The following is a 22,840-nucleotide window of genomic DNA, read 5'->3' as shown; positions in this document are numbered from 1 at the left end:
ACGATAGAAGCATGAGACTCTGAATCCAATTTAACATAATATACATTATGCGCACAAAGGTTGCCTTCGCGTAAACTGGCGCCATTCCCGGATAACTGATACGCCTTACTTTATTCATGCTTCTGACTCTAAAACCCGTCTGAGGATTTCTTCTTCGCTGCTGTAACCAGTTATGACCTTTTGCATGACCCCGGACTTCTCCACCAGGATGCTCGGGAACGCATTTACGCCGTACGCCCTGGCCTGCCTGAACTCGTTGTAGGTTTCCAGCAACGCAGCCCTGGATTCAAAGACCTTTTTGAAATCGGCAAAGTCGATGCCGCTCTCTTCACAAATGCTCTGATAAAAGCCTGGTAATTTCGGGTCTGCGGACTCGGTGTAAAACTTCTTTTGCGTTTCGTGGAAAAAATGAAGCTTTGATTCCGGGCGGATTAACGATGCGCTAACCACCGCCCGGCAAGCAGGCTCGGTGTCATAATTAAAAAACTCAAGCTCCAGCAGCGAATAGCTGAACGGTTGTCCGGTCACAAGATTAATCTGCTGCCATTCGTGGCGAAGGAAATTGCGGAAAGCCGCATTCCATTTATCTCCGCCCCCCGCCCGAAGCCCGCCGTTCGTTAATACAAACTGAAAGCCGCGTTGCTGACATAGCTGCGCCAGCGATCTTACCGAATTGGCTATTCCCCAGCACCATGAGCACATCGGGTCTCCTACATAATGCACGGTGACCAGGCTATTTTTCTCGCGCTCAGGCAGCGCACCTTTGGTATCAGCACCAGGCGTTATCAGGCATTGGCCAGTTTCGTTATCGCAGATCATTACAGACCCTCATCCATACAATGGCTATGTTATTCATGACGTGATTTCATTCGCATCCGCTGCGTGCGAGGCTGCATTTAATCATGCTGAATTTACGATGGCCAACCCGCTAATGTCTGATTAATTATCGCTTCGAGCTTATCGCGTCCGAATCCCGCTTTTGCCTGAATGGCCATGCCGTGCAGCACGGCGCAGATAAACGCGGCCAGGGCGGCGCAGTCGACCGTCTGCGGCAAATCGCCTTCCGCTTTCGCGCGTTCGAATCGCTCACGCAGCTGCGTTTCGCCATCCTCACGCGCGGCAATCAACGCTTTTTGTATCGGCTGCGCGTCATCCGAACAGGCCAGCGCCCCGTTGATCCCAAGACAGCCGGTATGCTCCGGATAGCGGGTATGCAAATCTGCCGCGGCGCGCAGAACCGAGGCCGCGACCGCTTTCGCGGTTGGCTGCGCCAGCGCGGCGGGAAAGAAATCCAGATAATGCGTGTAATAATGATCAAGCGCGCGCAGGAACAGCGCCTCTTTGTTGCCGAAAGCGGAATACAGCGCAGGCCGCTCCACACCGGTCGCTTTGGTTAAATCAGAGTATGACGTCCCTTCATAACCCTTACTCCAGAACACGCCCAGCGCGGCGTTCAGCGCCTTTTCTACATCAAACTCGCGATTACGTCCCATCACCTGACCTCATTATTTCATAACGATCGATATTAAATCGCTTGACGACGTAAGTCTAATTCCATAACGTTCATTACGATAATGGTCATTATGAAATTCTCACTCTCCCCGGATGGGGTAACTTATTAACAGAGAGACTGTGGTTATGCAGAAATCGTTAGCAGGTAAAGTGGCGCTCGTTACAGGCGGTTCTCGCGGGCTTGGCGCTGTTATTGCTGAGCAGTTCGCAGACCAGGGCGCGGATGTGGCGATTACGTATGTGGCTTCTGGCGCAAAAGCCCAGGCCGTGGTGGAAAAACTGCAGGCTAAAGGCGTACGGGCCATCGCGATTCAAAGCGACCAGGCGGATATGACCGCCGCTAAGCCGCTCATTAATGACGTTATTTCTCACTTCGGCAAGCTCGATATTCTGGTGAATAACGCCGCCATTGCGGTTCAGGGCAAAACGGTGGACGACCCTGAACTTGATACGGTCAACCTTGACCGTCAGTGGCAGACCAACGTCATGGGGCCCGTCGCCGTGACCCGCGCCGCGGCGCAAGTTTTATCCCGGGAAGGCCGGATTATTTTCATCGGCTCGCTACTGGGCGGCCATGTGCCGTTTGCGGGCGCCGCTGATTATGCTGGCACTAAAGCGGCGATCGTCGGCTATGCAAAAGGCGTGGCGCGCGATCTTGGCGGGAAAAATATTACGGTAAACGTTATCCAGCCAGGCGTGATGCCGACGGATATGTCTCGTGAAGCATTAGGCGAATCAGTTCCAGATGCGCTGATGGACCTTCACACTATCCGCCGCATCGCCACGCTTGAGGAAGTCGCGGCGATGGCGTCGTTCCTGGCAGGCCCACAGGGCGGCTATATTACTGGCGGCGTGATTGATATCGCCGGCGGCCTGAGCATTTAACTCCCCTCCTTGGCCGGACAGCGTTCCGGCTGAGGTTATAAATCCGTGAAATGCTCGATTGTCGCCCTCACCGTTTTCAGCCCCGTTTCCAGGTTCGCCATGCTGACGGAGCCAAGCGCCAGACGAATGGCATGAGGAACAAAAGGCGAAGTACAAAACGGTTCAGCAGTGGAAACGGAAATACGCTTTTTCAGCAGCTCGCTCACTACACGCTCCGCGCGAATCTCTTCTTGCAAGGTTATCCAGCCAAAATACGCATTCGGATGCGCCTGCCAGGCCATTTTGCCGAACACCTCCCTTGCCAGCCGCTGGCGCTTATGCGCATCCTCTCTTTTTAACGCTTCGAGGCGCAAAACCGTGCCGTCGCGCAGCCAGCCGCAAACCAGCGAGGTCAGCACGGCAGGCGTGTTCCATGTCGTCGCCCGAATGGCTCTTTCTATCCTTGCGCGTTGCTTTTCCGGCGCCACGACCATGCCGACGCGTAACCCCGTAGCCACGTTTTTCGAAAAGCCGGAAACATAAACCGTATGCTCGGGGGCATAGTATCTGAGCGGTTTCGGCGGTGCAGCCTCAAGCCATGCATAGGCCGCGTCTTCAATCAGCGCTAACCCGTAGCGTTCCGCTAAAGCGGCAAGCCGGACACGCCGCGTCTTGTCCATTACCCAGCCCATCGGATTATGCAGCGTCGGCATGGTATAGACCGCTTTAACCCGGCGGGACTGACAATATTTTTCCAGCGCATCCAGATCCATCGCGCCAGAAGCCGCAGGGATAGCCAACAGCTCCAGGTGAAGCTGCTGCGCGAGGATCTTAAAGCCAGGATAAGTCAGCGCATCCACCGCCACCACATCGCCAGGCTGCAACAGGGCCATCAACGTCACGGCAAGGCCATGCTGCGCGCCGCTGACAATAATCACCTCCTCGCCGCCGCACTCGACGCCTTTGCCGGCAAGATAATGGGCGAAGGCCTCGCGCTCATGCGCTCTGCCCGCGTGTGGCTGATAGCGCAGCAGCGCGTCTATCTCCCCTGAAATCGCGAGCTGTTTCAGCCCCTCTCTCAGCAGATCGGCCTGTTCGGGCAGCGCAGGATAGTTAAAGTTGAGATCAAGCACATCGGAGGCGACGGCGAGTTGATCAACGCCGAGTCCCGGCGGCAGCGTCTGCTCCCGCACAAAGGTGCCCCGCCCTGTTTCGCCGCTGACCAGCCCCATCGCCTCCAGTTCAGCATAAACCCGCGTTGCCGTGGCAAGAGAAATACCGCGCTGCGCAGATAACTGTCGGTGCGTGGGCAAACGGCTGCCCGCAGCCTGCTTGCCGGTCCGGATCGCCTGGGCGAACTCATCCACCAGGGTTTTATAACGCGCTTTCATACTATGTATCTATGACAATAATTTGATTGTCATAAATGTGCGCCGTAAGGTTTTGCCCGTCAACGCTCATTTATAAGAGGTACGGTTCATGCAGGGATCAAACAATGCGGTTAACGGCTGGGTAAATGGTTTTCTTGGCGTTCTGATTTTTAGCGGCTCGCTGCCGGCCACCCGTGTGGCAGTGATGGATTTCGATCCGCTTTTTCTTACCGTCGCGCGCGCTTCAATAGCGGGTATGCTGGCGCTGATGCTCATTGGCTTGATGAAGAGCGCCAGACCGCATAAATCCCACCTGCTCGCGCTGGGGTTGGTCTCGTCTGGCGTGGTGATTGGCTTTCCGCTGCTGACCGCCCTCGCCCTTCGTCATATGACCTCGGCGCAGTCGATTATTTTCCTCGGCCTCTTGCCCTTAGCCACCGCGCTGTTCGGCGTGCTTCGCGCGAACGAAAAACCGCGTCCGCTGTTCTGGATCTTCTCTCTCGCTGGCAGCCTGCTGGTTGCAGGATACGCGCTTTCACAGGGAATCGATGTTTCATCCGTCGGGGGGCTTTATATGCTGGCGGCGGTGCTTGTCTGCGGACTGGGGTATGCCGAAGGCGCCCGTCTTACGCGCACGCTTGGCGGCTGGCAAACCATCAGCTGGGCGCTGATCCTCGCGTTACCGCTCATGCTAACGCTGACTTTTGTTACGCGCCCGGTGAGTTTTAGCCATATCAGTACGTCCGCATGGTGCGCCCTGGGCTACGTTGCGTTGTTCAGCATGCTGATTGGCTTTATCTTCTGGTACAGAGGTCTGGCGCAGGGCGGCATTGCAAGCGTAGGCCAGTTGCAGCTGTTACAACCCTTTTTGGGCCTGGCCATTTCCGCCACGCTGCTCGGAGAACCCGTAAGCTTTACGATGCTCGCCGTTACGCTCGCTATCCTTCTTTGCGTGGCGGGTTCCCGGCGGTTCGCTCGTTGATTAAAATCGTCCTTTGCCGTCGCGTAAGAAAGCCAGTTCCGCTTCGGTACTCTCCCGGCCAAGCGCCTCGTTGCGATGCGGGTAACGGCCAAACCGGTCGATGATGGCTTTATGCTTGCGTTCCGAATTGCTAAAAGCGGGCTCATTGAGCGTTTCAAACAGTTTTAACGCCTGCTCGTGAATACGCGACGATTCTGAATGCGTCCACGGTATCAGGCTGAAGGCTTTTTCCGTGACGTTCAGGGCGCGCCAGTCTGGCTGGCGGAGGATCTCCTGTGACAGAACCAGCGCCATGCTGTCCTGCGCATAAGCCGCGGCGCTTTCACGGTGCAGGTTGCGGGAAAACTGATCGAGCACGATTATCTCAGCAAGCCGTCCTCTGCTGCTCTCCCGCCAGGGGTAAAGCTCGCCGCGACAGGCCGCCTGCCAGGTGTCGTAAAAGGTTTCGCGGATCTGCTTATCAAGCGCGGCGTCTTGTTTAAACCACTGCGATGAGGGCGTATTTTCAAACCAGAACGCAAGCACCGTGTCGTATTCCATTCTTTCCTCACCTGTTTTCAATGGATTAAAGAGAACTCATTACTTATATGTATCGATTTTATGTCGATTGCCGTGGCGTTGTGCAATACCATAGGCAGACGTGGTGTTTCGCGTGCGGTCACAGCCCGGACAGTTGCGTGCAGGCGGTGTCAGCGCAGTAAAAAAATATAACTGAGTAAGCCAAATGGACATGAAGCAGAAAAAAAATCGCTCCCTTTATATTCCCTATGCCGGTCCGGTACTGCTGGAGTTTCCCCGCCTGAACAAGGGCAGCGCCTTTAGTATGGAAGAGCGCGCTAACTTTAACCTGATCGGTTTGCTGCCTGAAGTGGTGGAAACCATCGATGAACAGGCTGAGCGCGCCTGGCGACAATATCAGGAATTTAAAACCGATATTGATAAGCACATTTACCTGCGCAACATTCAGGACACCAACGAAACCCTCTTCTACCGGCTGGTGGAAAACCATCTCGACGAGATGATGCCGGTTATTTATACCCCCACCGTCGGCCTCGCCTGCGAACGCTTCTCTGAAATCTACCGCCGCGCGCGCGGCGTCTTTATCTCCTGGCCTAATCGCCAGTATATGGACGACATCCTGCAAAACGTGCCGAACCACAATATCAAAGTGATTGTGGTTACTGACGGCGAGCGCATTCTGGGCCTTGGCGATCAGGGCATCGGCGGCATGGGCATTCCTATCGGCAAGCTTTCGCTTTACACCGCCTGCGGCGGCATCAGCCCGGCTTACACGCTGCCGGTGGTGCTGGATGTCGGCACCAATAACCAGCAACTGCTGAACGACCCGCTCTATATGGGCTGGCGTCATCCGCGCATTACCGATGAAGAGTATTACGCTTTTGTGGATGAGTTTATTCAGGCGGTGAAACATCGCTGGCCGAACGTGCTGCTGCAGTTTGAGGACTTCGCGCAGAAGAACGCGACCCCGCTGCTCCAGCGCTACCGCAATGAAATTTGCTCCTTTAATGACGATATCCAGGGCACGGCGGCGGTAACCGTTGGCACGCTGATTGCCGCGAGCCGTGCGGCGGGCAGCCAGCTCAGCGAACAGAAAATCGTCTTTTTGGGCGCTGGCTCCGCCGGCTGCGGCATTGCCGAGCAGATAGTCGCGCAGACTCAGCGTGAAGGGCTCACCGAGGAGCAGGCGCGCCAGAAAGTCTTTATGGTCGACCGTTTCGGCCTGTTGACCGACAACATGCCGAACCTGCTGCCGTTCCAGACTAAGCTTGTGCAAAAGCGCGAAAACCTGCAGGGCTGGCAGACGGACAGCGACGCGATCTCCCTGCTGGATGTAGTGCGTAACGTCAAGCCTGACATTCTTATCGGCGTATCCGGCCAGACGGGACTCTTTACTGAAGAGATCATCCGCGAGATGCATAAACACTGCCCTCGCCCAATCGTTATGCCGCTCTCCAACCCGACATCCCGCGTGGAAGCGACGCCGCACGATATTATTCACTGGACCGATGGCAATGCGCTGGTGGCAACCGGCAGCCCGTTCCCGCCAGTGGTCTGGAAAGACAAAACCTTCCCTATAGCGCAGTGCAACAACGCTTACATCTTCCCGGGCATTGGTCTTGGGGTGATTGCGTCCGGCGCGTCGCGCATTACGGACGAAATGCTGATGGCGGCGAGCGAGACCCTGGCGCAGCATTCACCGCTGGTGAATACCGGTTACGGGCTGGTGCTGCCGCCGCTGTCGGAAATTCAGAATGTCTCTCGTGCTATCGCTTTTGCCGTCGGCAAAATGGCGCAGGCGCAGGGCGTGGCGGTAGAGGTTTCCGCCGAGGCGCTCGAGCAGGCCATTGAAGATAACTTCTGGCTGCCGGAGTACCGCAACTACCGCCGCACCTCAATCTGACAGCGGCAAACAAAAAGCCTCGCGGTTAACCCCGAGGCTTTTTTCGTTATTGGTCGCCCTTCTTGCTTCGCCAGTTGCTCCAGGGGCTTTCAGCGGGCGGCGCGTCGTCCTGCTCGTTTAACGAATCAAGGTAGAGCGCTTCCACCTCTTTTCGCGCCCAGGGCGTGCGTCGTAAAAACTTCAGGCTCGATTTCACGCTCGGGTCGGTTTTAAAACAGTTGATGTTGATGCGCCGGGCCAGCTCCTCCCAGCCATAGCGGTTAACTAACGCGGTAACCAACGCTTCCAGCGTTACGCCATGTAGCGGGTCTTTAGATGCATGCATGTGAAGGTCATCCCTCAGCCTGAAAATTTTGCCCACACCATAAGCGTTTTTTGGCTTTACGTCGCCTGTTTGCGCAGGAAAAAGAAAAGGCCCGTCTTGCGACGAGCCTTTTGCGCTGCGGAAATACTCAGTTGAGCTGGTAATCGAGCGTGATTTCCGCTTTCAGCACCTGGGAAACCGGGCAGCCCGCTTTCGCTTTCTGGATAATTTTGTCGAAAGCCGCCTCTTCGATGCCCGGCAGTTTTACCGTGCTGTTCAGGGCGATTTTCGTAATGGCGAACCCGCCTTCGACTTTATCCAGCGAAACATCGGCAGTGGTATCGATGCTTTCAGGGGTATAACCCTCTTCACCCAGCATCAGCGACAGCGCCATGGAGAAGCAGGCGGCGTGCGCCGCGCCGATAAGCTCTTCCGGGTTGGTGCCCGGCGCGCCTTCAAAGCGGGTATTAAAGCCATAAGGCTGCTGCTTAAGCGCGCCGCTCTCGGTAGAAACGGTGCCTTTGCCGCGTTTGATATCGCCTTCCCAGTGCGCCTGGCCTTTCTTATGAATGGTCATCGTTTTCTCCTCTCTGTTAACTGCAAAGTGTTCAGTATAGAAAAGAATTCAGCCCCTTACTGACGAACGGCTCAGACTGAGAATAGTCCGCGAAGGTGATGCGGCTCGCTGCGCTGGTATTGCGGCGCCACTGCAATCTTGCTGCCAAGCTTCGCCGCTGCGTGCCACGGCCAGCGAGGGTTAAAGAGAATGCCGCGCGCCAGCGCGATAAACTCCGCCTGGCCGGTAGCGATAATCGCCTCCGCCTGTTCCGGCTCGGTAATAAGCCCCACGGCGATCGTCGGAATAGACACCTGATGCTGGATCTGCTGCGCGAAAGGCACCTGGTAGTTCGGGCTGACCGGGATCTTCTGCGCAGGCGTCAGGCCGCCAGTGGAGACGTGGATATAGGCGCAGCCGCGCGATTCCAGCGCTTTTGCCAGCTGAATTGAGCCTTCAATATCCCAGCCCCCTTCCGCCCAGTCGGTAGCGGAGATGCGCACGCCCACCGGCAACGAGACCGCATTTTTTACGTCATCGAAAATCTCAAGCACCAGGCGCAGGCGGTTTTCGAGGCTGCCGCCATATTCATCGGTGCGCTGGTTGGCGAGTGGCGAAAGGAACTGGTGCAGCAAATAGCCGTGCGCGGCGTGCAGTTCGATAAGATCAAACCCCGCTTTTTGCGCGCGCCGCGCGCCGTCGACAAACGCCTGCCTGATGTGGACGATATCTTGCGCGGTCATCGCTTTCGGCGTTCTGTCCTGACCGAAGGCCAGCGCAGAGGGCGCGATAGTTTCCCAGCCGCCTTCGCTGTCGGAAAGCGATTTGCCGCCCTGCCAGGGGGCGCTGACTGACGCCTTGCGGCCAGCATGGCCTAACTGAATGCCGAGCTTGATGGGCGACCAGTGGCGAATTTTTTCCACTTCTTTTTGCAGGGCATCGCCGAGTTCGTCGTTCCAGATCCCCAAATCCCCGGGGGAGATACGCCCTTCCGGTGTGACGGAGGTCGCTTCAACAATCAGCAGCCCCGCGCCAGACTGCGCCAGTGTGCCCAGGTGAACGCTATGCCAGTCTGATGGCGCGCCGTTTGTTGCGGAATACTGGCACATCGGCGCGATAATAATGCGGTTAGTTAATGTCAGCTCACCGAGGCGGCCTTCGGAAAACAGGTGACTCATTTTTACCTCCTAAGCGTGATATCCCCAATGCGGTGAAATCTGTTGCCAAGTATAGAAAGGAACTGCCTGTTTCTGTTTGCGATTTCTGCTGCTAACGCCCCTGACGCTTGTTTTCCCGTAACTTTATGTTTCCGGTCATCGAACTACTTTTACGAATTTATAAGTGTTTGTAGAAAAAGTTGCTTGATTTTCCACCAGGCAACGGCGTTACAATTATCACCTTACTTGAAACGCCCGAGCGAGCGGCCGGGTGAGCCAGGGTCGATTATCAGATTATTTCCCCACGCAGAGCAAAAGTGGCGGAATGCACTGAATTACGGCCCTTTTTTGTTTATGACGCACCAGTACTTTCGGCTTTAGCGCCCTGAATTCTTGCCGCTTCCCGGCCCGACGAACCCATTTTGCTAGACTTAAGAGTAACGCTTTAACCAAAAGCTACTCTGGAGGTTTTTATTAGTATGCTTAATCAGACATCTCGACTCACAGTACCGGAATCAGAAGCTTACGACGAAGAAGTTCGGTATGAGCTCGATCCATGTGAGCTCAAGCTGGATGAGATGGTCGAAGCGGAACCGCTGCCCGAAACAATCGAGGGCATGCCTGCTTCCGATGCGCTGACCCCGGCCGATCGCTACCTGGAGCTTTTCGAACATGTCCAGTCGGCGCGAATTTTTCCGGACAGCAAAACCTTTCCTGACTGCGCGCCGAAAATGACGCCGCTGGCGATCCTGCTTAACTATCGCCGGGCTAAACGCTACCCGGGATTCGATTTAAAAGCCTTCGTGCACGATCACTTCTATTTGCCGAAGGATTACAGCAAAGAATATGTCGCTGACCCGAACCGTAGCCTCAAAGAGCATATCGACAGCCTCTGGCCCGTGCTGACCCGCGAGCCGCAGGAACATATTGAGTTCTCTTCACTGCTGCCGTTGCCGCAGGCGTATATTGTTCCGGGGGGACGATTTCGCGAGACCTATTATTGGGACTCTTATTACACCATGCTGGGGCTGGCCGAAAGCGGCCGCAACGATCTGCTGCGCTGCATGGCGGATAACTTCGCGTGGATGATAGAAAACTACGGTCATATCCCTAACGGCAACCGCACCTATTATCTGAGCCGCTCGCAGCCACCTGTCTTTGCGTTGATGGTGGAGCTGTTTGAAGAAGACGGCGTTCGCGGCGCACGCCGTTACCTTGATCACCTGCTGATGGAATACGCCTTCTGGATGGATGGCGCCGAGAGTCTGGATATGAACCAGGCTTACCGTCATGCGGTGAGAATGCCCGATGGCGCGCTGCTTAACCGCTACTGGGATGACCGCGACACGCCGCGTGATGAATCCTGGTATGAGGATGTGGAGACTGCCAAGCTTTCGGGCCGACCGGCAAGCGAGGTTTATCGCGACCTGCGCGCCGGCGCGGCTTCCGGCTGGGACTACTCTACCCGCTGGTTGCGTGACGCGGACCGCCTGGCGAGCATCCGCACGACGCAGTTTATCCCGGTGGATCTTAACGCGTTTCTCTATAAGCTCGAGACGGCGATTTCAAACATCGCCGGGCTGAAAAAAGATGCGGCGCTCGCGGCGCAGTTCCGGGAAAAAGCCTTCGCCCGTCGCGCAGCGATGAACCGCTACCTGTGGGACGAAACCTCCGGCACGTTCCGCGATTACGACTGGCGTCGGGAATGCCTGGCCTCTTTCTCCGCCGCTTGCGTGGTGCCACTGTATGTCGGCATGGCGACGCATGAACAGGCGCAGAAAATCGCCGTGAACGTTCGTGAACGGCTGCTCACCCCGGGCGGCATTCTGGCGACCGATGTTGAGAGCGAACAGCAGTGGGATAAACCCAACGGCTGGGCGCCCTTGCAGTGGATGGCCATTCAGGGGCTGAAAACCTATGGCGAAGATGCACTGGCCGATATCATCGCCCATAACTGGATGCGCACTGTGAAGCGCGTTTACATGGAAGAGAACAAGCTTATCGAGAAATACCACATCGCAGACTATGCGCCCAAGCCGGGCGGCGGCGGCGAGTATCCGCTGCAGGACGGTTTCGGCTGGACCAACGGCGTCACGCGCCGGTTAATCAGTCTTTATGGCGAGCCATAATTAAGCGATAACATATAAAGGGCTGGTGGCCGATGCCGCCAGCCCTTTTTTATTAAAACGAGGCGCTAATACCGAGGTTATAACGCGTCTGCTCGCCGCTGCTTAAGCCGCCCGTTTGCGAAACCGCAGCAAATGCGGAGACCTGCTCGCTCAGCGGCAGGCTGGCGCCAATTGTGGTATCCACCCAGTTGGTATCCTCTTTCGCGCCGTCGCGGCTGAAGGTTAGCGCCGTATTTTTCAGTCCGCCCTGACCCACCCAGACATTATCGCCAAACTGGTGGCGATAATTCACCTCGGCCCAGGGCTTCACTACGCCAAAGCGGCCATCGATGCGCCAGCCTGCGCTGCCTACCTGCGAATGATAATTTTGATCGCGATAGCGCATTGCCGTGCTGTCGTCGCCCTGCTCGCGATAGCCATCGACATGGCTGTAGTCCCAGGCGTATTGCAGCGTCGGCCCGGTGGTTATTTCGGGCGTCACGGGAATGTCGAATCCGGCCGTCAGCCGCGCCCCCCAGAGCGTCGCGCTGGTATCGCCTTTTTCAGTGCGCGTCAGCGGGCCAAGCTCAACCTGGCGCTGGATGTCATTATAATCTGCCGTTAAGTAATGCACGTCGGCGCTAAGCCAGGCGGGACCGTACTCCAGCGCGCTGAACAGCCCCACCTGGAAGGCGTCGGCGTCGTACTGGAAATTATCGGTCGGATAGTGCTTGTCGAGCGAGCCGGCAATCAGGCCGCCGACCAGCCAGTTCTCTGTCAGCTGATAATCAACGCCAACGGTGAGATTATTGGTATTGGCGCGCCCATCTCCGCCCGCCGCGTTATCTGAATATTTCCGGTACTGGCCGCTGTAACCGCCAAACACCCCAACGCTGCCCGCTTCTTTTGGCCCGTTGCGCAGCTGATTGTAACGGCTGTCGAGCGTGGCCCGGCTGTCCTGAACGGCGGCAAGCGTCCCTTTGTTTAAGGTGGAAACCTGCGCGGGCGCGGCAATAATCGACTGAATATAGTCGGCGATTAACGCATGGACCGCTGGCGAGGGGTGAAGGTGATCGGCAAACAGCCACGCCTGGCTTGCATTGAAACCGGGACTTTGCGACGTGCAGTCCGCGGCGGAAAGCCCGGGCGGACACGCCATTCCGGCCGTATTGGTAATGCCGAACGGCGCCGGGTTGGCGAGGATCTCATTAAAAATACCGTTAATATCCGCCCGGACGATATTGCCGCCCTGTTGCGCCAGCGACTGCTCCTCTGCCATGTTGTACAGCGTCGTTAGCTGCGAAACCTGGCCGGCCAGCGTGTCATAGGCGGTAACCAGCTGAGCACCAATCGCCTGCTGAACCGCCGGAATGGGGCTGGCGGCGGAAGCGGCGGCGTACAGCGCCTGGTGAATGGCCTGCTGGCGCGCCGCGAGACCAGGCGTTTGCACGCTGTTGAGCGACGCATACGCCGCCTGCAATGCGCTGGCAGCTACGGGCGCAAGCCCTAACACAATAACCGACTCCATCATGGTAGGCGTCGCGCTGACATCCGGCACCGTCGGGACAATAACCGTCCCGGCGCCAGCGTTAAGCAGCGTTCGCACCTGTGTAGCGGCAGCCTGGGCGCTGGTCCGCGCTACAGTGGCCGCCTGCAGCGGATTAAGCGCCGCAGCGGCTAAATCATTTCCCCCTACCCAGTGAATATAAAGCCCCTCGCCATCGGCAAGCCCATTTACCCGCGCCAGATAGCGTTGCACCTGCTCCTGCGTATTGTCCTGAGGGTTGATAGCGGGAATGGCCACAGCGCTACCCGCCGCATAGTTATTGCCGCCTGCGTCTGAAGGCGCAAGCGTTAAACCATAACGGCCAGCGAGGATTTCATCGTAAAGCGGGTTCTGGCTGCTGTTAAACGTATAGCGGCCATTGTTGCCGGTATCGCTCAGGCTGTCCCCGAAAACATAAAGATTACTGAAATCTGCGGCCTGCGCGCTCCAGGCACAGGCAATGCCCAGTGCAAAGCCAACCTGACGTGAAAGACGTGAAAGCGTAAAAGACATGCGAAGCTCCTGATGGCGAGTTTTTATTGTCGCGCTTTCAGTGTAGAGAATTTCGGCTGCCTGAAAGGGTTTTCGTTCTGTTTCTGCGACGTTGACCATGAGCCTTACACCACGGGCGCGTAGCGCTTCACTGCCTTCCAGGAGAGCGCCCCACCTGCGCCAGCCTCCGCCATTTTTGTCCTGTATGGCAATGACAACACTGACGCCGTGCTATCGTAATTATTATGCATAAAATGTATGTTGTAACTAAAGGAGTAAAGTAACAATAAAAAACCCGGCGCAAGGCCGGGCTTGGTGATACCACACACCGCCATCAGCAAAGCGGTTTGACCGCCTCGCGCATCCCTTTTTCGAGAATAGCGGTTAAATCAACGGTGACCTGCTCGACCAGACCATTCACCTGGGTTAGATCCTGCTCCCAGTGTTCAGCGTCAGCCAGTACGGTCTCAACCAGTTCACGTACGGTAATTTGCTGGTCACGCTGCTTGGCCCATAACTGCTGATAACGCTCAAGCCAGTGCGCATCATCCTGCAGCGGGTAGTTTTCACCGTTGCGCTCGCCACGATAGAAAGCAATCAGCGCTGCCAGCGCAAAGGTCAGGCGCGCTGGCAGCTTGCCGCTGGTCTCCTGCCCTGCCAGCAACTGCGGCAGAATGCGGGTGCGGAATTTGGTCATGCCATTAAGGGCGATAGAGAGCAGTTGATGTTTGATGTAAGGGTTGCGAAAGCGGCTTACCACTGCGCTGGCGAAGGACTCCAGCTCGTCACGCGGCAAATCCAGCACCGGAATTATCTCTTCATGGATCGCTTTTTCCACGAAAGCGCAAACCTGCGGGTCATCCATCGCCTCGCCCACGGTATCCAGGCCCGCCTGGAAGGCGACCGGCACCAGAGCCGTATGCGCGCCGTTCAGAATGGCCACTTTGCGCGCTTTATAAGGCTTGATGTCATCGACGATAAGCACATTCAGCGCCAGTTTATCAAGACGCAACGCCTGCGCCAGCCACTGCGGCCCCTGAATCACAAACAGATAGAAATGCTCGGCGGTATCCAGGAAAGCGTCATGATAGCCAAGCTTTGCTTCCAGCTCCGCCACTTCATCACGCGGATAGCCGGTGACGATACGGTCAACCAGCGTTGAGCAGAAGGTATTGGCGCTGTTGAGCCATGCAACGAATGCCTGCGGCAGCGCCCATTCCTGCGCATAACGCAGAACCAGCTCGCGCAGCGCGTCGCCGTTGTAGTCAATCAGCTCGCAGGGGATCAGCACCCAGCCTTTATCCTGCGCGCCGTTAAAATGGGTATAGCGTTCAAACAGCAGGCGAGTCAGCTTCGCCGGGTAGCTTACCGCCGGCGCGTCCTCAAATTTATCCCCGGCGTGGAAGCTGATGCCCGCTTCAGTGGTATTGGAAAAAACAAAGCGGATATCCGGGTTATGCGCCAGCTTCAGGAACTCATCGTATTGTGAGTAAACGCTGATTTCACGGTTGACTGAACGGATCAGCCGCGCGTCGCTCACCGCTTCCCCTTTTTCATTCAGGCCGCGAATGATAGTGGTGTACAACCCGTCCTGGGTGCTGAGCGATGGCGGGAACGTACTGTCGATGGGGCGAACCACAACCACGCCGGCGTTAAGGTCCGTATGTTCATTGAGAAGATCGATCTGCCAGTCGACAAAAGCACGCAGGAAGTTTCCTTCACCAAACTGGATGATGCGATCGGGAAAGCTGGCCCCGGGAAAATCACGACGATTCAATGTGTTCACAATAAGTTCCTTGGTGGATTTTTATCAGACAACCTGTTTTCGCACTGCCTGCTCACCGTAGCAGAAACTTTTTTTATGAAACCCCGTTTTGATCAATTTGGGCCGACTTATTAAAAAATTTTATAGTTGCTTAAAAAAGTATGTAGTAGCGCAATAATTGCCGTCCGGATTCAGCGCGTAGCGGGGGATTTCCCCTACTCTCTGCCATTCATGGCGTAGATAAAAACGCTCGGCGTCGCTGCCCGTAGCGGTATCCAGAACCAGCACGTTTTTGCCGCGTTTGCGCGCCTCGGTTTCCAGTAACGCCATCAGTTCGCGGGCTGCGCCGCCGCGACGCGCTTGTCGGTGCACCAGTAACTTCGCCACGTCAGCCCGGTGCGGCTGGTTGTCCGGCTGCGCGGTAATAAGCTGAACGGTGCCAACAATGCGCCCCGCGTCGTTTTCAGCAACGAAAACGACACGCTCTTCTCGCGCCGCGCTTTGCGCCACGCCGTGCCAAAAATCCCGCGCCTTGTCATGCGAAAACGGCAGCATAAAGCTGACCGACGCGCCGCCCTGCACGCAATCCACCAGCACCTCCGCCAGTTCATCAATGCGGTTTGCCAGCGCGGCTGCGCTCAGGAGAGAAACCCGGAAGGGAAACGTCATCTGATCTTTCCTTAAGTCGTTATTTTACGGAAAGAAATATCATGAATGTAACAAAGAAATAACACAACGCGGCGGGTCAGAGGAAAAACTGATGACCCGCCGCTGAATAATCAATGCCCTTTGGGAGGCTTGATGGCGTATGTTCGCTTATCTGCGTGCGCAATAAGCTGCGCGAGCGACCCGCGTTCCTCGTCATACTGGGCGACGCCCCAGGAGACAAAGAGTATCCAGCCCTTCTGGCGACGGCTGTTGAACTGCTCCACCAGCTCCGCCAGATACTGCATCGCTATCCATGCGCCCTTCTCATCGGTGTCGGCAAACAGGATAGCAAACTGGTTATTCTCGAGGCGCGCCAGCAGATCGCTGCCGCGAAATGCCCCCTTCAGCACGCTGGTGAGATCGCGCAGCGCACGCTCTGCCTCTTCAATGCCGAGGCTCTCGGTGATTTGCGGGTAATTATCCAGCGTAATAAAACCAAGCGTCATCGATTCGCCGCGGCGGCGATGGGCCGAAAGTGCGTAATCCGCCAGCGCATGGAAGCCGCGGGTATTCAGCAGTCCCGTCAGTTCATCGTGAGTCGCCGTATTAAGCAGCGCAAACTCATCTTCCACAATGGCGGCGAAATCGCCCAGCAGCGTCAGCTGTTCGTTGGTAAAGTCGCGCGGCTCGGTATCCATCAGGCAAAACGCCCCCGCCTGAGACCCATCGGGCAGCTTCACCGGGTAACCGACGTAAAAGCGGATGTGCGGCGCATTCACCACCAGCGGAAGCGTCTGAAACCGCATATCATCATGCGCATCGCGAATAATCAGCGGCGCGTCCTGCAATAAGGTATGGGTGCAAAAGGAGGCCGCGCGGGGCATCTCCCTTTGCGAGGCGTCCAGCCCGTCGCAGGATTTGAGCCAGAGCCGGTTTTCATCCACCAGGCTCAGTTGCGCGACCGGAACGTCAAAAAGATGTTTAGCAAGCCGCGTCAGACGATCAAAACGCTCGGCGGGGCCGGTATCCAGCAAGCCGGACGCTTTCAACGAAGCGAGGCGCTCGGTTTCATTAGGCGGGGTTTCGACTATTTTCATCACACTACCTGTATGGCAAGTCACAATTAGAGCATAGCGTAACGGAGTCCAGTTGGTAGCCCCGCCGCGCCGTCAACACGCAAAGATCCGGTTTTTCCCCTCTCGTTTTGCGTTATAGAGCGCGTCATCAGCCGCTTTCAGCCAGTCCGTTACCGAGGCCATCTGGGCGGTGGCGCAGGCGATGCCGATGCTAAGCGTACAGTTCAGCGCATTATCCGGAAAAACGCGCACCTGGGCCGCGCGATCCATAATCGTCCGGGCGATGGCGCTGGCCTCCTCTGCGGAGGTATTGGGCAGCAACACCACAAACTCGTCGCCGCCAAGCCGCGCGGGCGTGCCGTTATCGCGCGTAACGTAACGCAGGATATCGGAAACCGCCACCAGCAGCGTATCGCCCGCCTTATGCCCGAAGCGATCGTTTGCCTCTTTAAAATTATCAATATCAATAAACATCAGCGCGGAGCTATGACAGCTGCCGGTAAGCTTACTCAGCTCATTATGAATACGCAGCTCCAGCAGCCTGCGGTTAGCGATATCCAGAAAAGGATCGGTCATGGCGATGCGTTCGAGCTCGCGGGTTTTGCGGCTAAGCTGACCAGATATGGCGTTTGTCAACAAGCTCAACGCCAGAATATAGATAGCGATAAGCGGCAGCGTGGCGTAAAGGGTCGTGACGCTCACTTGCGGGCGAAACGGCATCCCCTGGGCAAGCCATGTCACCAGAAACGCCGCCATCATGGCCAGCAGCGCTTTGCGCATCAGTTTTATGCCGCCAGCGGAAAGGCGGTCGCATACCAGGATGGTGGCGATAACCACGCTTGGCAATGAACAGAGCGCAATGGTGGCTATCCAGAATCCGCCTGCGGCGGCATCCAGCACCAGATGCTGATACTCTTGCGTCTTCGGGGTAACGGCGCGGCGTGCGCGAAGAAAAGCGACCGTCGGCCAGACAAAGGCGTTGGCGCTAAGCAACAACAGCCAGACCGGCGAGCGCTGCTGTTCAAGCAAGACAGAGAGGATAGGCGAAAAGCAAAGCAAGGTGCCCAACATGCGCATTAAATACATGCGCCTGGCAAACCTGAGGCCAGTCAGAGGTTGGCTACTTTTCAGCTGCTCAGGTAAGCGTCTCATGCAGAGTTTCCGGTGATAAAACCCCGCCATCTTATAAACCACTAAAATGAGTAGCAAGGGATTTAATCAGCCTTTTTAATGAATAGCTTGCTTTATGAAAACAACGCGCTAAAACCCCCTGGAATTGGTAGTGAAACCACCTGTGACAACGTCACCTGTCGGTCTGAATAGCTTCTCCTGATTGCTCCGCTTCGCCATGCGCCCGACAGGAGGTGCGGTTGCGTCCGGCGCGTTTGGACTGGTAGAGAAAGCTATCCGCTTCACGCATCAGCATATCGAAGGTCTCCCTCATCGCCGTTACCGGTGCCTCATCAAACCCCATTCCGATACTGACCGTGAGATGTAGCTGCTGGCCCTGCCAGTGAAACGGCTCGGCGGCGAGCGTGGTGCGCAGCATTTCGGCAAAGCGCAGCCCCTCGCTAAACGCGATGCCGGAGCGGATCACCACAAACTCTTCGCCCCCCATTCTCGCCACCATGCCATTCATCCCCACCAGCGCCAGCAACCTTTCGCCAAAATTGGCCAGCGCCGCGTCGCCGCACTCATGGCCGTAGTTGTCATTAATGCTTTTGAAATAGTCGATATCAATGAGCAGAACGCAGAGCGAGGAAGGCGCGCGAGGTCTCTGGCTTAGCGCTTCATACAGCCCGGAGCGGGAATAGACGCCGGTGAGATGATCGTAATCCGCTCTACGCGAGACCTGTTGCATCACCGCGTTCAGCGCCGCGACGCTGGCGCCCACGATGAGCGGACATATCGCAAGCGTAGCGATGCCAAGGCGCGTGGAAAACATCTGGTTTGTGCCGAGCGGCGAGACAGCATTCATATCGATAACGCCATAGGCCACCAGCACAATTTCCGTCGCCCCGGTGCAAAAGGTAATAAAAGCGCTGGTTGAGAAGGAATAGCGCAGCGCGCACCAGATAAGCCCGATCAGCGGAAAGACGAGGCTCCCCGCCCCGCCTACCAGTACCGACACGCCCAACGAGACAATCACCGCCAGCAGCGGCCAGAGATCGTCTTTAGCAGGCAAATGTCGAACGCGCGGCCAGCTGAGCGTTAAAACCCAGGGCACCAGCAGTACGCCGGTAGAGAATTGTTCGCTGAACCAGTCGGCGTAGAGCGGCATAAGCTGCCGTTTATCGATGCCGACCGAACCGACCGCGCCGCACAGCGCGCAAAGCAGCGCGGCTATCAGGCAGTAGCCAAAAAGCCGCAACGCGAACATCGCCTGGGGCAGCTGCGGCTGACGCGATTTATCGCGCAGCACCAGCATCGCCACGGTGACGATAAAAATCAGGTTCGACAGGTTAATGGCCAGCGACGCCACTCCCCAGCTCGTCGTCACCGCGTCCCAGGCCAGCATCGCCACATAGCAGATAGCGTAATAGAGCGGTTTGTTGAGAAAAGCATGACGGGCAAAGACGCCCGCCATTATCCCATTCAACGGCCAGAACAGCGACAGCTCGTCCACCAGCCGCAAGGAGGCGCCGAACGTATAAAAAATCGTGGTGAGAATAAAAACGCCCAGCGCATTGGAGAGCGTCTTATCTTCGCGGAAACAGAACAGCGTTACCGGGTTAGCCATAACGATTCGCTTAAAACTGACATTACCTGCGGCAATGTTCGGCGTGACAAAAAGTGTCCCCAGCTTAACACGAATTTACCCAGTGTTCATAAATGGACATTTCACTTAACGCGGCGGATTCATCTCCGCCACCAGCCAGCGATGGATGACCGCAACGACATAAGCCTGCTGCTGCGCATTAAGCGCAACGCCTGCGGGGATCGCGTGCCATTTAGCAAGGCATCCCCGACAGCAGGTGGCCGTGGCGTGCTGGGCGATAAAGACCGGATGGCCGCGCATTGGCGTCTGTTTGCCGTCATTCTTCGGCTCGGCAGGCGCCAGCCTTTTGGCGATAAAATCCGCCGCATGGCTGTCAATCGTCTCCGGCCCCTTATCCAGGCAATACTGCCGCTCTTTAGGCCCCAGATGAAAGCGGCTGCGGAACGTGGAGCGTTTAAGCCGGGCGAAAAGGTCATCGGTAGGTTGCATAGGTCTTACCTGCGTTGATGGTTTTAGCGTTGCGGACTGTCTCTGGTTTCTGGCGGGCGGCGCGGGCCCGCCCTGTTCGACGCCGCCAGGCGTAAAACGACTAATACACCGAGCGGCCAATCTTCTGCGCCAGAATCTCCAGCGCCGCCACGCCCGCAAGTGAATTGCCGGCGTTATCCAGCGCCGGGCTCCAGACCGCTATCGACATCTCGTGCGGCACCACCGCCACAATGCCGCCGCCCACGCCCGACTTTCCGGGCATCCCTACCCGCCAGGCAAACTCGCCGGCGTTTTCATACATGCCGCTGGTCGCCATCAGGGCATTGACCTGCCGCGTTTGCAAGGGAGAAATTACCGGCTCCGCCAGATGCGGCGCGCGCCCTTGCCGCGCCAGAAACAGAAACGTCTTCGCCAGCTCCGCGCAGCTCATTTTCAGCGCGCAGTAATGAAAGTAGTTTTGCAGAACGGTGGTGACATCGTTATGGAAGTTGCCAAAAGATTTCATCAGCCAGGCAATAGCGGCATTGCGGGCGGCGTGTTCGAATTCCGAGCGCGCCACACGAGTATCGTAGCTGATATCCTCCACCCCGGAGAGCTGGCGTACCCACTCCAGCATGCGCTGCCTCGGCGCGCTCAGGCGGGTTTGCAGCATATCGCAAATCACCAGGGCGCCAGCGTTGATAAAGGGATTGCGCGGCTTCCCCTGCTCAAGCTCCAGCTGCACCAGCGAGTTAAAGGGTTGCCCGGAGGGATCTTTGCCCACGCGCTGCCAGATCTCCGCCTCGTCATAGCGGCCCATCGCCAGCACCAGGCTTAAGACTTTAGAGACAGACTGGATGGAGAAGCGTTCATGGGCGTCCCCAGCGGCGAAGCAATCGCCCTCTACCGTACAAATCGCAATGCCAAGCTTATCGCCTGCGACTTCAGCCAGCGCGGGAATATAGTCCGCCACCTTTCCCAGGCGCGCCAGCGGCCGCACCTCGTCGAGGATGGAACTCAGCAAAGCATCATCAAGCATTAACGCCACAACAGACTCCCGGAGCGTAAGGAAAACCGGTCCGGGAGTATACGCCGTCAGGCTGGCAGGCGAAAGCGCGCCACCGCGTCGGCGAGCCGCTGCGATTCACTGCTAAGCCGCAATGAAGCGCGGGCGGTTTGCTGGACCAGCGCGCCGGTCTTTTCCGCCGCCTGGTTGAGCGCGCCGATGCGGCGCGTCACCAGATGAATGCTCTCCCCCTGGCTGACCGTAGCGTGAGAGATTTCGCTGAGCAACCCCGTGAGATGGCTCACCAGCGCCATCACCTGCCGCAGGTTCTCTTCCAGCCGCGCCACCGCCTGCGACCCCTCCTCAATGCCGGAAAGCGAATGGTGAATCAGCTGTTGAATAGTATGCGTCGACTGACTGCTCTTGCGCGCCAGCAGCCCCACCTCTTTCGCCACCACCGCAAAGCCGCGCCCGTGGTTGCCCGCATGCGCCGCTTCGATGGCGGCGTTCAGCGCGAGAATGTTGGTTTGGAAGGCGACGTTATCAATAAGCGCCACGATGCCGCGCATTTCCGCTGATCGGGAGACAATATCCTGCATCGAGTGGTTTACGGTTTGCATCATCTGGTCGCCGCCGGCGGCTATCTCCCGCGCTTCGTCGGCTCGCTGGTTGGCCGCTTTGGCGTATTCGCTGTTTTCACCTACGTGCGCTTCCAGAGTTTCAATATGCGAGGTAACTTTACGCAGCTCATCCGCCTGCAAATCAGACTGGCTTGAGAGCTGTTCGTTGCCCTGCGCCAGTCGGTTGATATTGGCGACCATCGCGCCGGTGGCGTCGCGCACCTCATTGACTAACTGCTGCAACCCACTCTGCATCGCCCCGATGCTGCGGGTCAGTTCATCCACCTCCCGGTTCACCTGCCTTTGCGCCTCCGGCATAACCGAAAGATCCCCGGCGGCGAGCACGTTGATATGGTTGATAAGCCGGCGCAGCGGCGTAATGACCCAGCGCGCTACGCCGCGCCAGACCGCGACGGCGATAATCAGCAGCACCGCCAGCGCGCTGATAAACAGCGTTTGCGCACGGGAAAGCCCCGCCATCAGCGCCCGGCTGTCGGCATCGGCGCGCTGCTGGTTGGCCTTCTGCCAGCTGGCGAAATTATCATTGAAGTCCGCCTGAAAGGCCTGCACCGGCACCGCGAAGAAGGCATCGATGCTGTTGGTTTTCACAAGCCCTTCCGCCTGCTCTTTCAGCGCGCCGTAAAAGTTCTGGTAGCTGCCTGTCAGCGGGTCGTTTTTATCCGTAGCAAGCGAGCTGTAGCGCTCAAACGCCTGGTGCGAGCGCTTCAGCGCCGCCTGGGCTTCATCCATTAAGCTGTTCCAGCTTCCCACCGAGCCGGTTTCCTTATCCTGCATAAAATAGATGCCTGCGCGGTTAAGCAGGTCGCTCGCCATCAGCAGCGTTACGCGCGCTTCGTCCATATTGAGCTGCCGCTGTTGCTGTTGCTCGCGGCTTTGCACGCTGTGCTGGGTTTCGCGCAGCAGAGAGGAGAGCATCACGGTGGAGAGAATTTGCAGTGCGGAGAAAAGCGCGATAACGCAAAGGATGCCCGCCAGCAGGCCAAACTGCTTTTGCGGCAGGCGCCGACGCAAAGCGGAATAAATTTTACTTAGGTTCATGTTTTTCTTCAGTAAACAGCCTCAACCGGGGCGAGTCTACAAAGCACGGATGACAGAAATATGGCGGGTATATGACAAAGGGAAATGAACGGCGCGGCCGTAATGCGGGTCTGCGGCAACAGGACGCTATTTGCGTTTTCTGAGGTGGAGAGGTGATGGAGAGGCG

Annotated in this window: 20 protein-coding genes; 4 read left to right on the top strand and 16 right to left on the bottom strand. The window is 57.0% G+C overall.

Annotation, left to right across the window (positions count from 1 at the left end; translation table 11 throughout):
* Window positions 1-114 precede the first annotated feature (114 nt).
* The gene (locus tag MT962_RS06870) at window positions 115-819 is read right to left on the bottom strand and encodes a DsbA family protein (RefSeq protein ID WP_247365242.1); all 705 of its coding nucleotides are present in this window, start codon (window positions 817-819) and stop codon (window positions 115-117) included.
* Window positions 820-911: 92 nt separating this feature from the next.
* Window positions 912-1,493, bottom strand: coding sequence for a TetR/AcrR family transcriptional regulator (locus tag MT962_RS06865; protein WP_024555610.1), 582 nt, complete (start codon window positions 1,491-1,493; stop codon window positions 912-914).
* A 145-nt stretch (window positions 1,494-1,638) separates the two neighbouring features.
* Between MT962_RS06865 and MT962_RS06860 the strand changes: the two genes are divergently transcribed.
* Window positions 1,639-2,397 (top strand): SDR family oxidoreductase, encoded by a 759-nt coding sequence (locus MT962_RS06860; RefSeq protein ID WP_024555609.1) that lies wholly within the window; start codon window positions 1,639-1,641, stop codon window positions 2,395-2,397.
* Window positions 2,398-2,432: 35 nt separating this feature from the next.
* Here MT962_RS06860 and MT962_RS06855 read toward each other — a convergent pair whose 3' ends face one another.
* Window positions 2,433-3,767 carry a PLP-dependent aminotransferase family protein gene (locus MT962_RS06855; RefSeq protein WP_247365241.1) on the bottom strand — a complete coding sequence of 445 codons (1,335 nt, stop codon included), beginning with the start codon at window positions 3,765-3,767 and terminating at the stop codon, window positions 2,433-2,435.
* Between the two features lie 88 nt (window positions 3,768-3,855).
* Here MT962_RS06855 and MT962_RS06850 point away from each other — a divergent pair, with 88 nt between their 5' ends.
* The gene (locus MT962_RS06850; RefSeq protein WP_024560221.1) at window positions 3,856-4,728 is read left to right on the top strand and encodes a DMT family transporter; all 873 of its coding nucleotides are present in this window, start codon (window positions 3,856-3,858) and stop codon (window positions 4,726-4,728) included.
* On the opposite strand, the gene MT962_RS06845 is transcribed toward MT962_RS06850, so the two are convergent.
* The gene (locus MT962_RS06845; RefSeq protein WP_247365238.1) at window positions 4,729-5,268 is read right to left on the bottom strand and encodes a DUF924 family protein; all 540 of its coding nucleotides are present in this window, start codon (window positions 5,266-5,268) and stop codon (window positions 4,729-4,731) included.
* A gap of 184 nt (window positions 5,269-5,452) precedes the next feature.
* On the opposite strand from MT962_RS06845, the gene MT962_RS06840 reads away from it, so the two are divergent.
* Complete coding sequence (locus tag MT962_RS06840; protein ID WP_024555605.1) at window positions 5,453-7,150, top strand: NAD-dependent malic enzyme; 1,698 nt, start codon at window positions 5,453-5,455, stop codon at window positions 7,148-7,150.
* Window positions 7,151-7,196: 46 nt separating this feature from the next.
* Here MT962_RS06840 and MT962_RS06835 read toward each other — a convergent pair whose 3' ends face one another.
* The 3 genes from MT962_RS06835 to MT962_RS06825 form a co-directional block, all read right to left on the bottom strand.
* Window positions 7,197-7,475: a VF530 family protein gene (locus MT962_RS06835; RefSeq protein WP_024560227.1), complete on the bottom strand. Its 279-nt coding sequence runs from the start codon at window positions 7,473-7,475 to the stop codon at window positions 7,197-7,199.
* Window positions 7,476-7,602: 127 nt separating this feature from the next.
* The gene (locus MT962_RS06830) at window positions 7,603-8,031 is read right to left on the bottom strand and encodes an OsmC family protein (protein WP_024555603.1); all 429 of its coding nucleotides are present in this window, start codon (window positions 8,029-8,031) and stop codon (window positions 7,603-7,605) included.
* 71 nt (window positions 8,032-8,102) lie between these two features.
* Window positions 8,103-9,188 (bottom strand): NADH:flavin oxidoreductase/NADH oxidase, encoded by a 1,086-nt coding sequence (locus tag MT962_RS06825; protein WP_024555602.1) that lies wholly within the window; start codon window positions 9,186-9,188, stop codon window positions 8,103-8,105.
* Between the two features lie 458 nt (window positions 9,189-9,646).
* Here MT962_RS06825 and MT962_RS06820 point away from each other — a divergent pair, with 458 nt between their 5' ends.
* Entirely contained in the window at window positions 9,647-11,296 is a 1,650-nt protein-coding gene (locus MT962_RS06820; protein WP_024555601.1) for an alpha,alpha-trehalase, read from the top strand.
* Window positions 11,297-11,348: 52 nt separating this feature from the next.
* On the opposite strand, the gene MT962_RS06815 is transcribed toward MT962_RS06820, so the two are convergent.
* The 9 genes from MT962_RS06815 to MT962_RS06775 all read right to left on the bottom strand — a co-directional run bounded on the left by MT962_RS06815 (window position 11,349) and on the right by MT962_RS06775 (window position 22,674).
* On the bottom strand, window positions 11,349-13,334 hold the full coding sequence (locus MT962_RS06815; RefSeq protein WP_247365237.1) for an autotransporter domain-containing protein: 1,986 nt from the start codon (window positions 13,332-13,334) through the stop codon (window positions 11,349-11,351).
* Window positions 13,335-13,647: 313 nt separating this feature from the next.
* The gene (locus tag MT962_RS06810; protein ID WP_024555599.1) at window positions 13,648-15,099 is read right to left on the bottom strand and encodes a tagaturonate reductase; all 1,452 of its coding nucleotides are present in this window, start codon (window positions 15,097-15,099) and stop codon (window positions 13,648-13,650) included.
* Between the two features lie 120 nt (window positions 15,100-15,219).
* The gene (locus MT962_RS06805) at window positions 15,220-15,747 is read right to left on the bottom strand and encodes a GNAT family N-acetyltransferase (RefSeq protein ID WP_247365236.1); all 528 of its coding nucleotides are present in this window, start codon (window positions 15,745-15,747) and stop codon (window positions 15,220-15,222) included.
* 110 nt (window positions 15,748-15,857) lie between these two features.
* The gene (locus tag MT962_RS06800; RefSeq protein ID WP_247365235.1) at window positions 15,858-16,823 is read right to left on the bottom strand and encodes a sensor domain-containing diguanylate cyclase; all 966 of its coding nucleotides are present in this window, start codon (window positions 16,821-16,823) and stop codon (window positions 15,858-15,860) included.
* A 72-nt stretch (window positions 16,824-16,895) separates the two neighbouring features.
* Window positions 16,896-17,888 (bottom strand): sensor domain-containing diguanylate cyclase, encoded by a 993-nt coding sequence (locus MT962_RS06795; protein WP_247365234.1) that lies wholly within the window; start codon window positions 17,886-17,888, stop codon window positions 16,896-16,898.
* 217 nt (window positions 17,889-18,105) lie between these two features.
* Window positions 18,106-19,542 carry a GGDEF domain-containing protein gene (locus MT962_RS06790; protein WP_024555595.1) on the bottom strand — a complete coding sequence of 479 codons (1,437 nt, stop codon included), beginning with the start codon at window positions 19,540-19,542 and terminating at the stop codon, window positions 18,106-18,108.
* 105 nt (window positions 19,543-19,647) lie between these two features.
* Window positions 19,648-20,010: a DUF4186 domain-containing protein gene (locus tag MT962_RS06785; protein ID WP_024560235.1), complete on the bottom strand. Its 363-nt coding sequence runs from the start codon at window positions 20,008-20,010 to the stop codon at window positions 19,648-19,650.
* A gap of 100 nt (window positions 20,011-20,110) precedes the next feature.
* Entirely contained in the window at window positions 20,111-21,037 is a 927-nt protein-coding gene (glsB, locus tag MT962_RS06780; RefSeq protein WP_247365233.1) for a glutaminase B, read from the bottom strand.
* Between the two features lie 47 nt (window positions 21,038-21,084).
* Window positions 21,085-22,674, bottom strand: coding sequence for a methyl-accepting chemotaxis protein (locus tag MT962_RS06775; RefSeq protein WP_024560237.1), 1,590 nt, complete (start codon window positions 22,672-22,674; stop codon window positions 21,085-21,087).
* Window positions 22,675-22,840 lie beyond the last annotated feature (166 nt).

This window comes from Franconibacter sp. IITDAS19 (assembly GCF_023079515.1).
GTDB lineage: Bacteria > Pseudomonadota > Gammaproteobacteria > Enterobacterales > Enterobacteriaceae > Franconibacter > Franconibacter pulveris.
The sequence above is the reverse complement of the archived record's forward strand: the minus strand, read 5'-3'. Positions and strand labels throughout refer to the sequence as shown.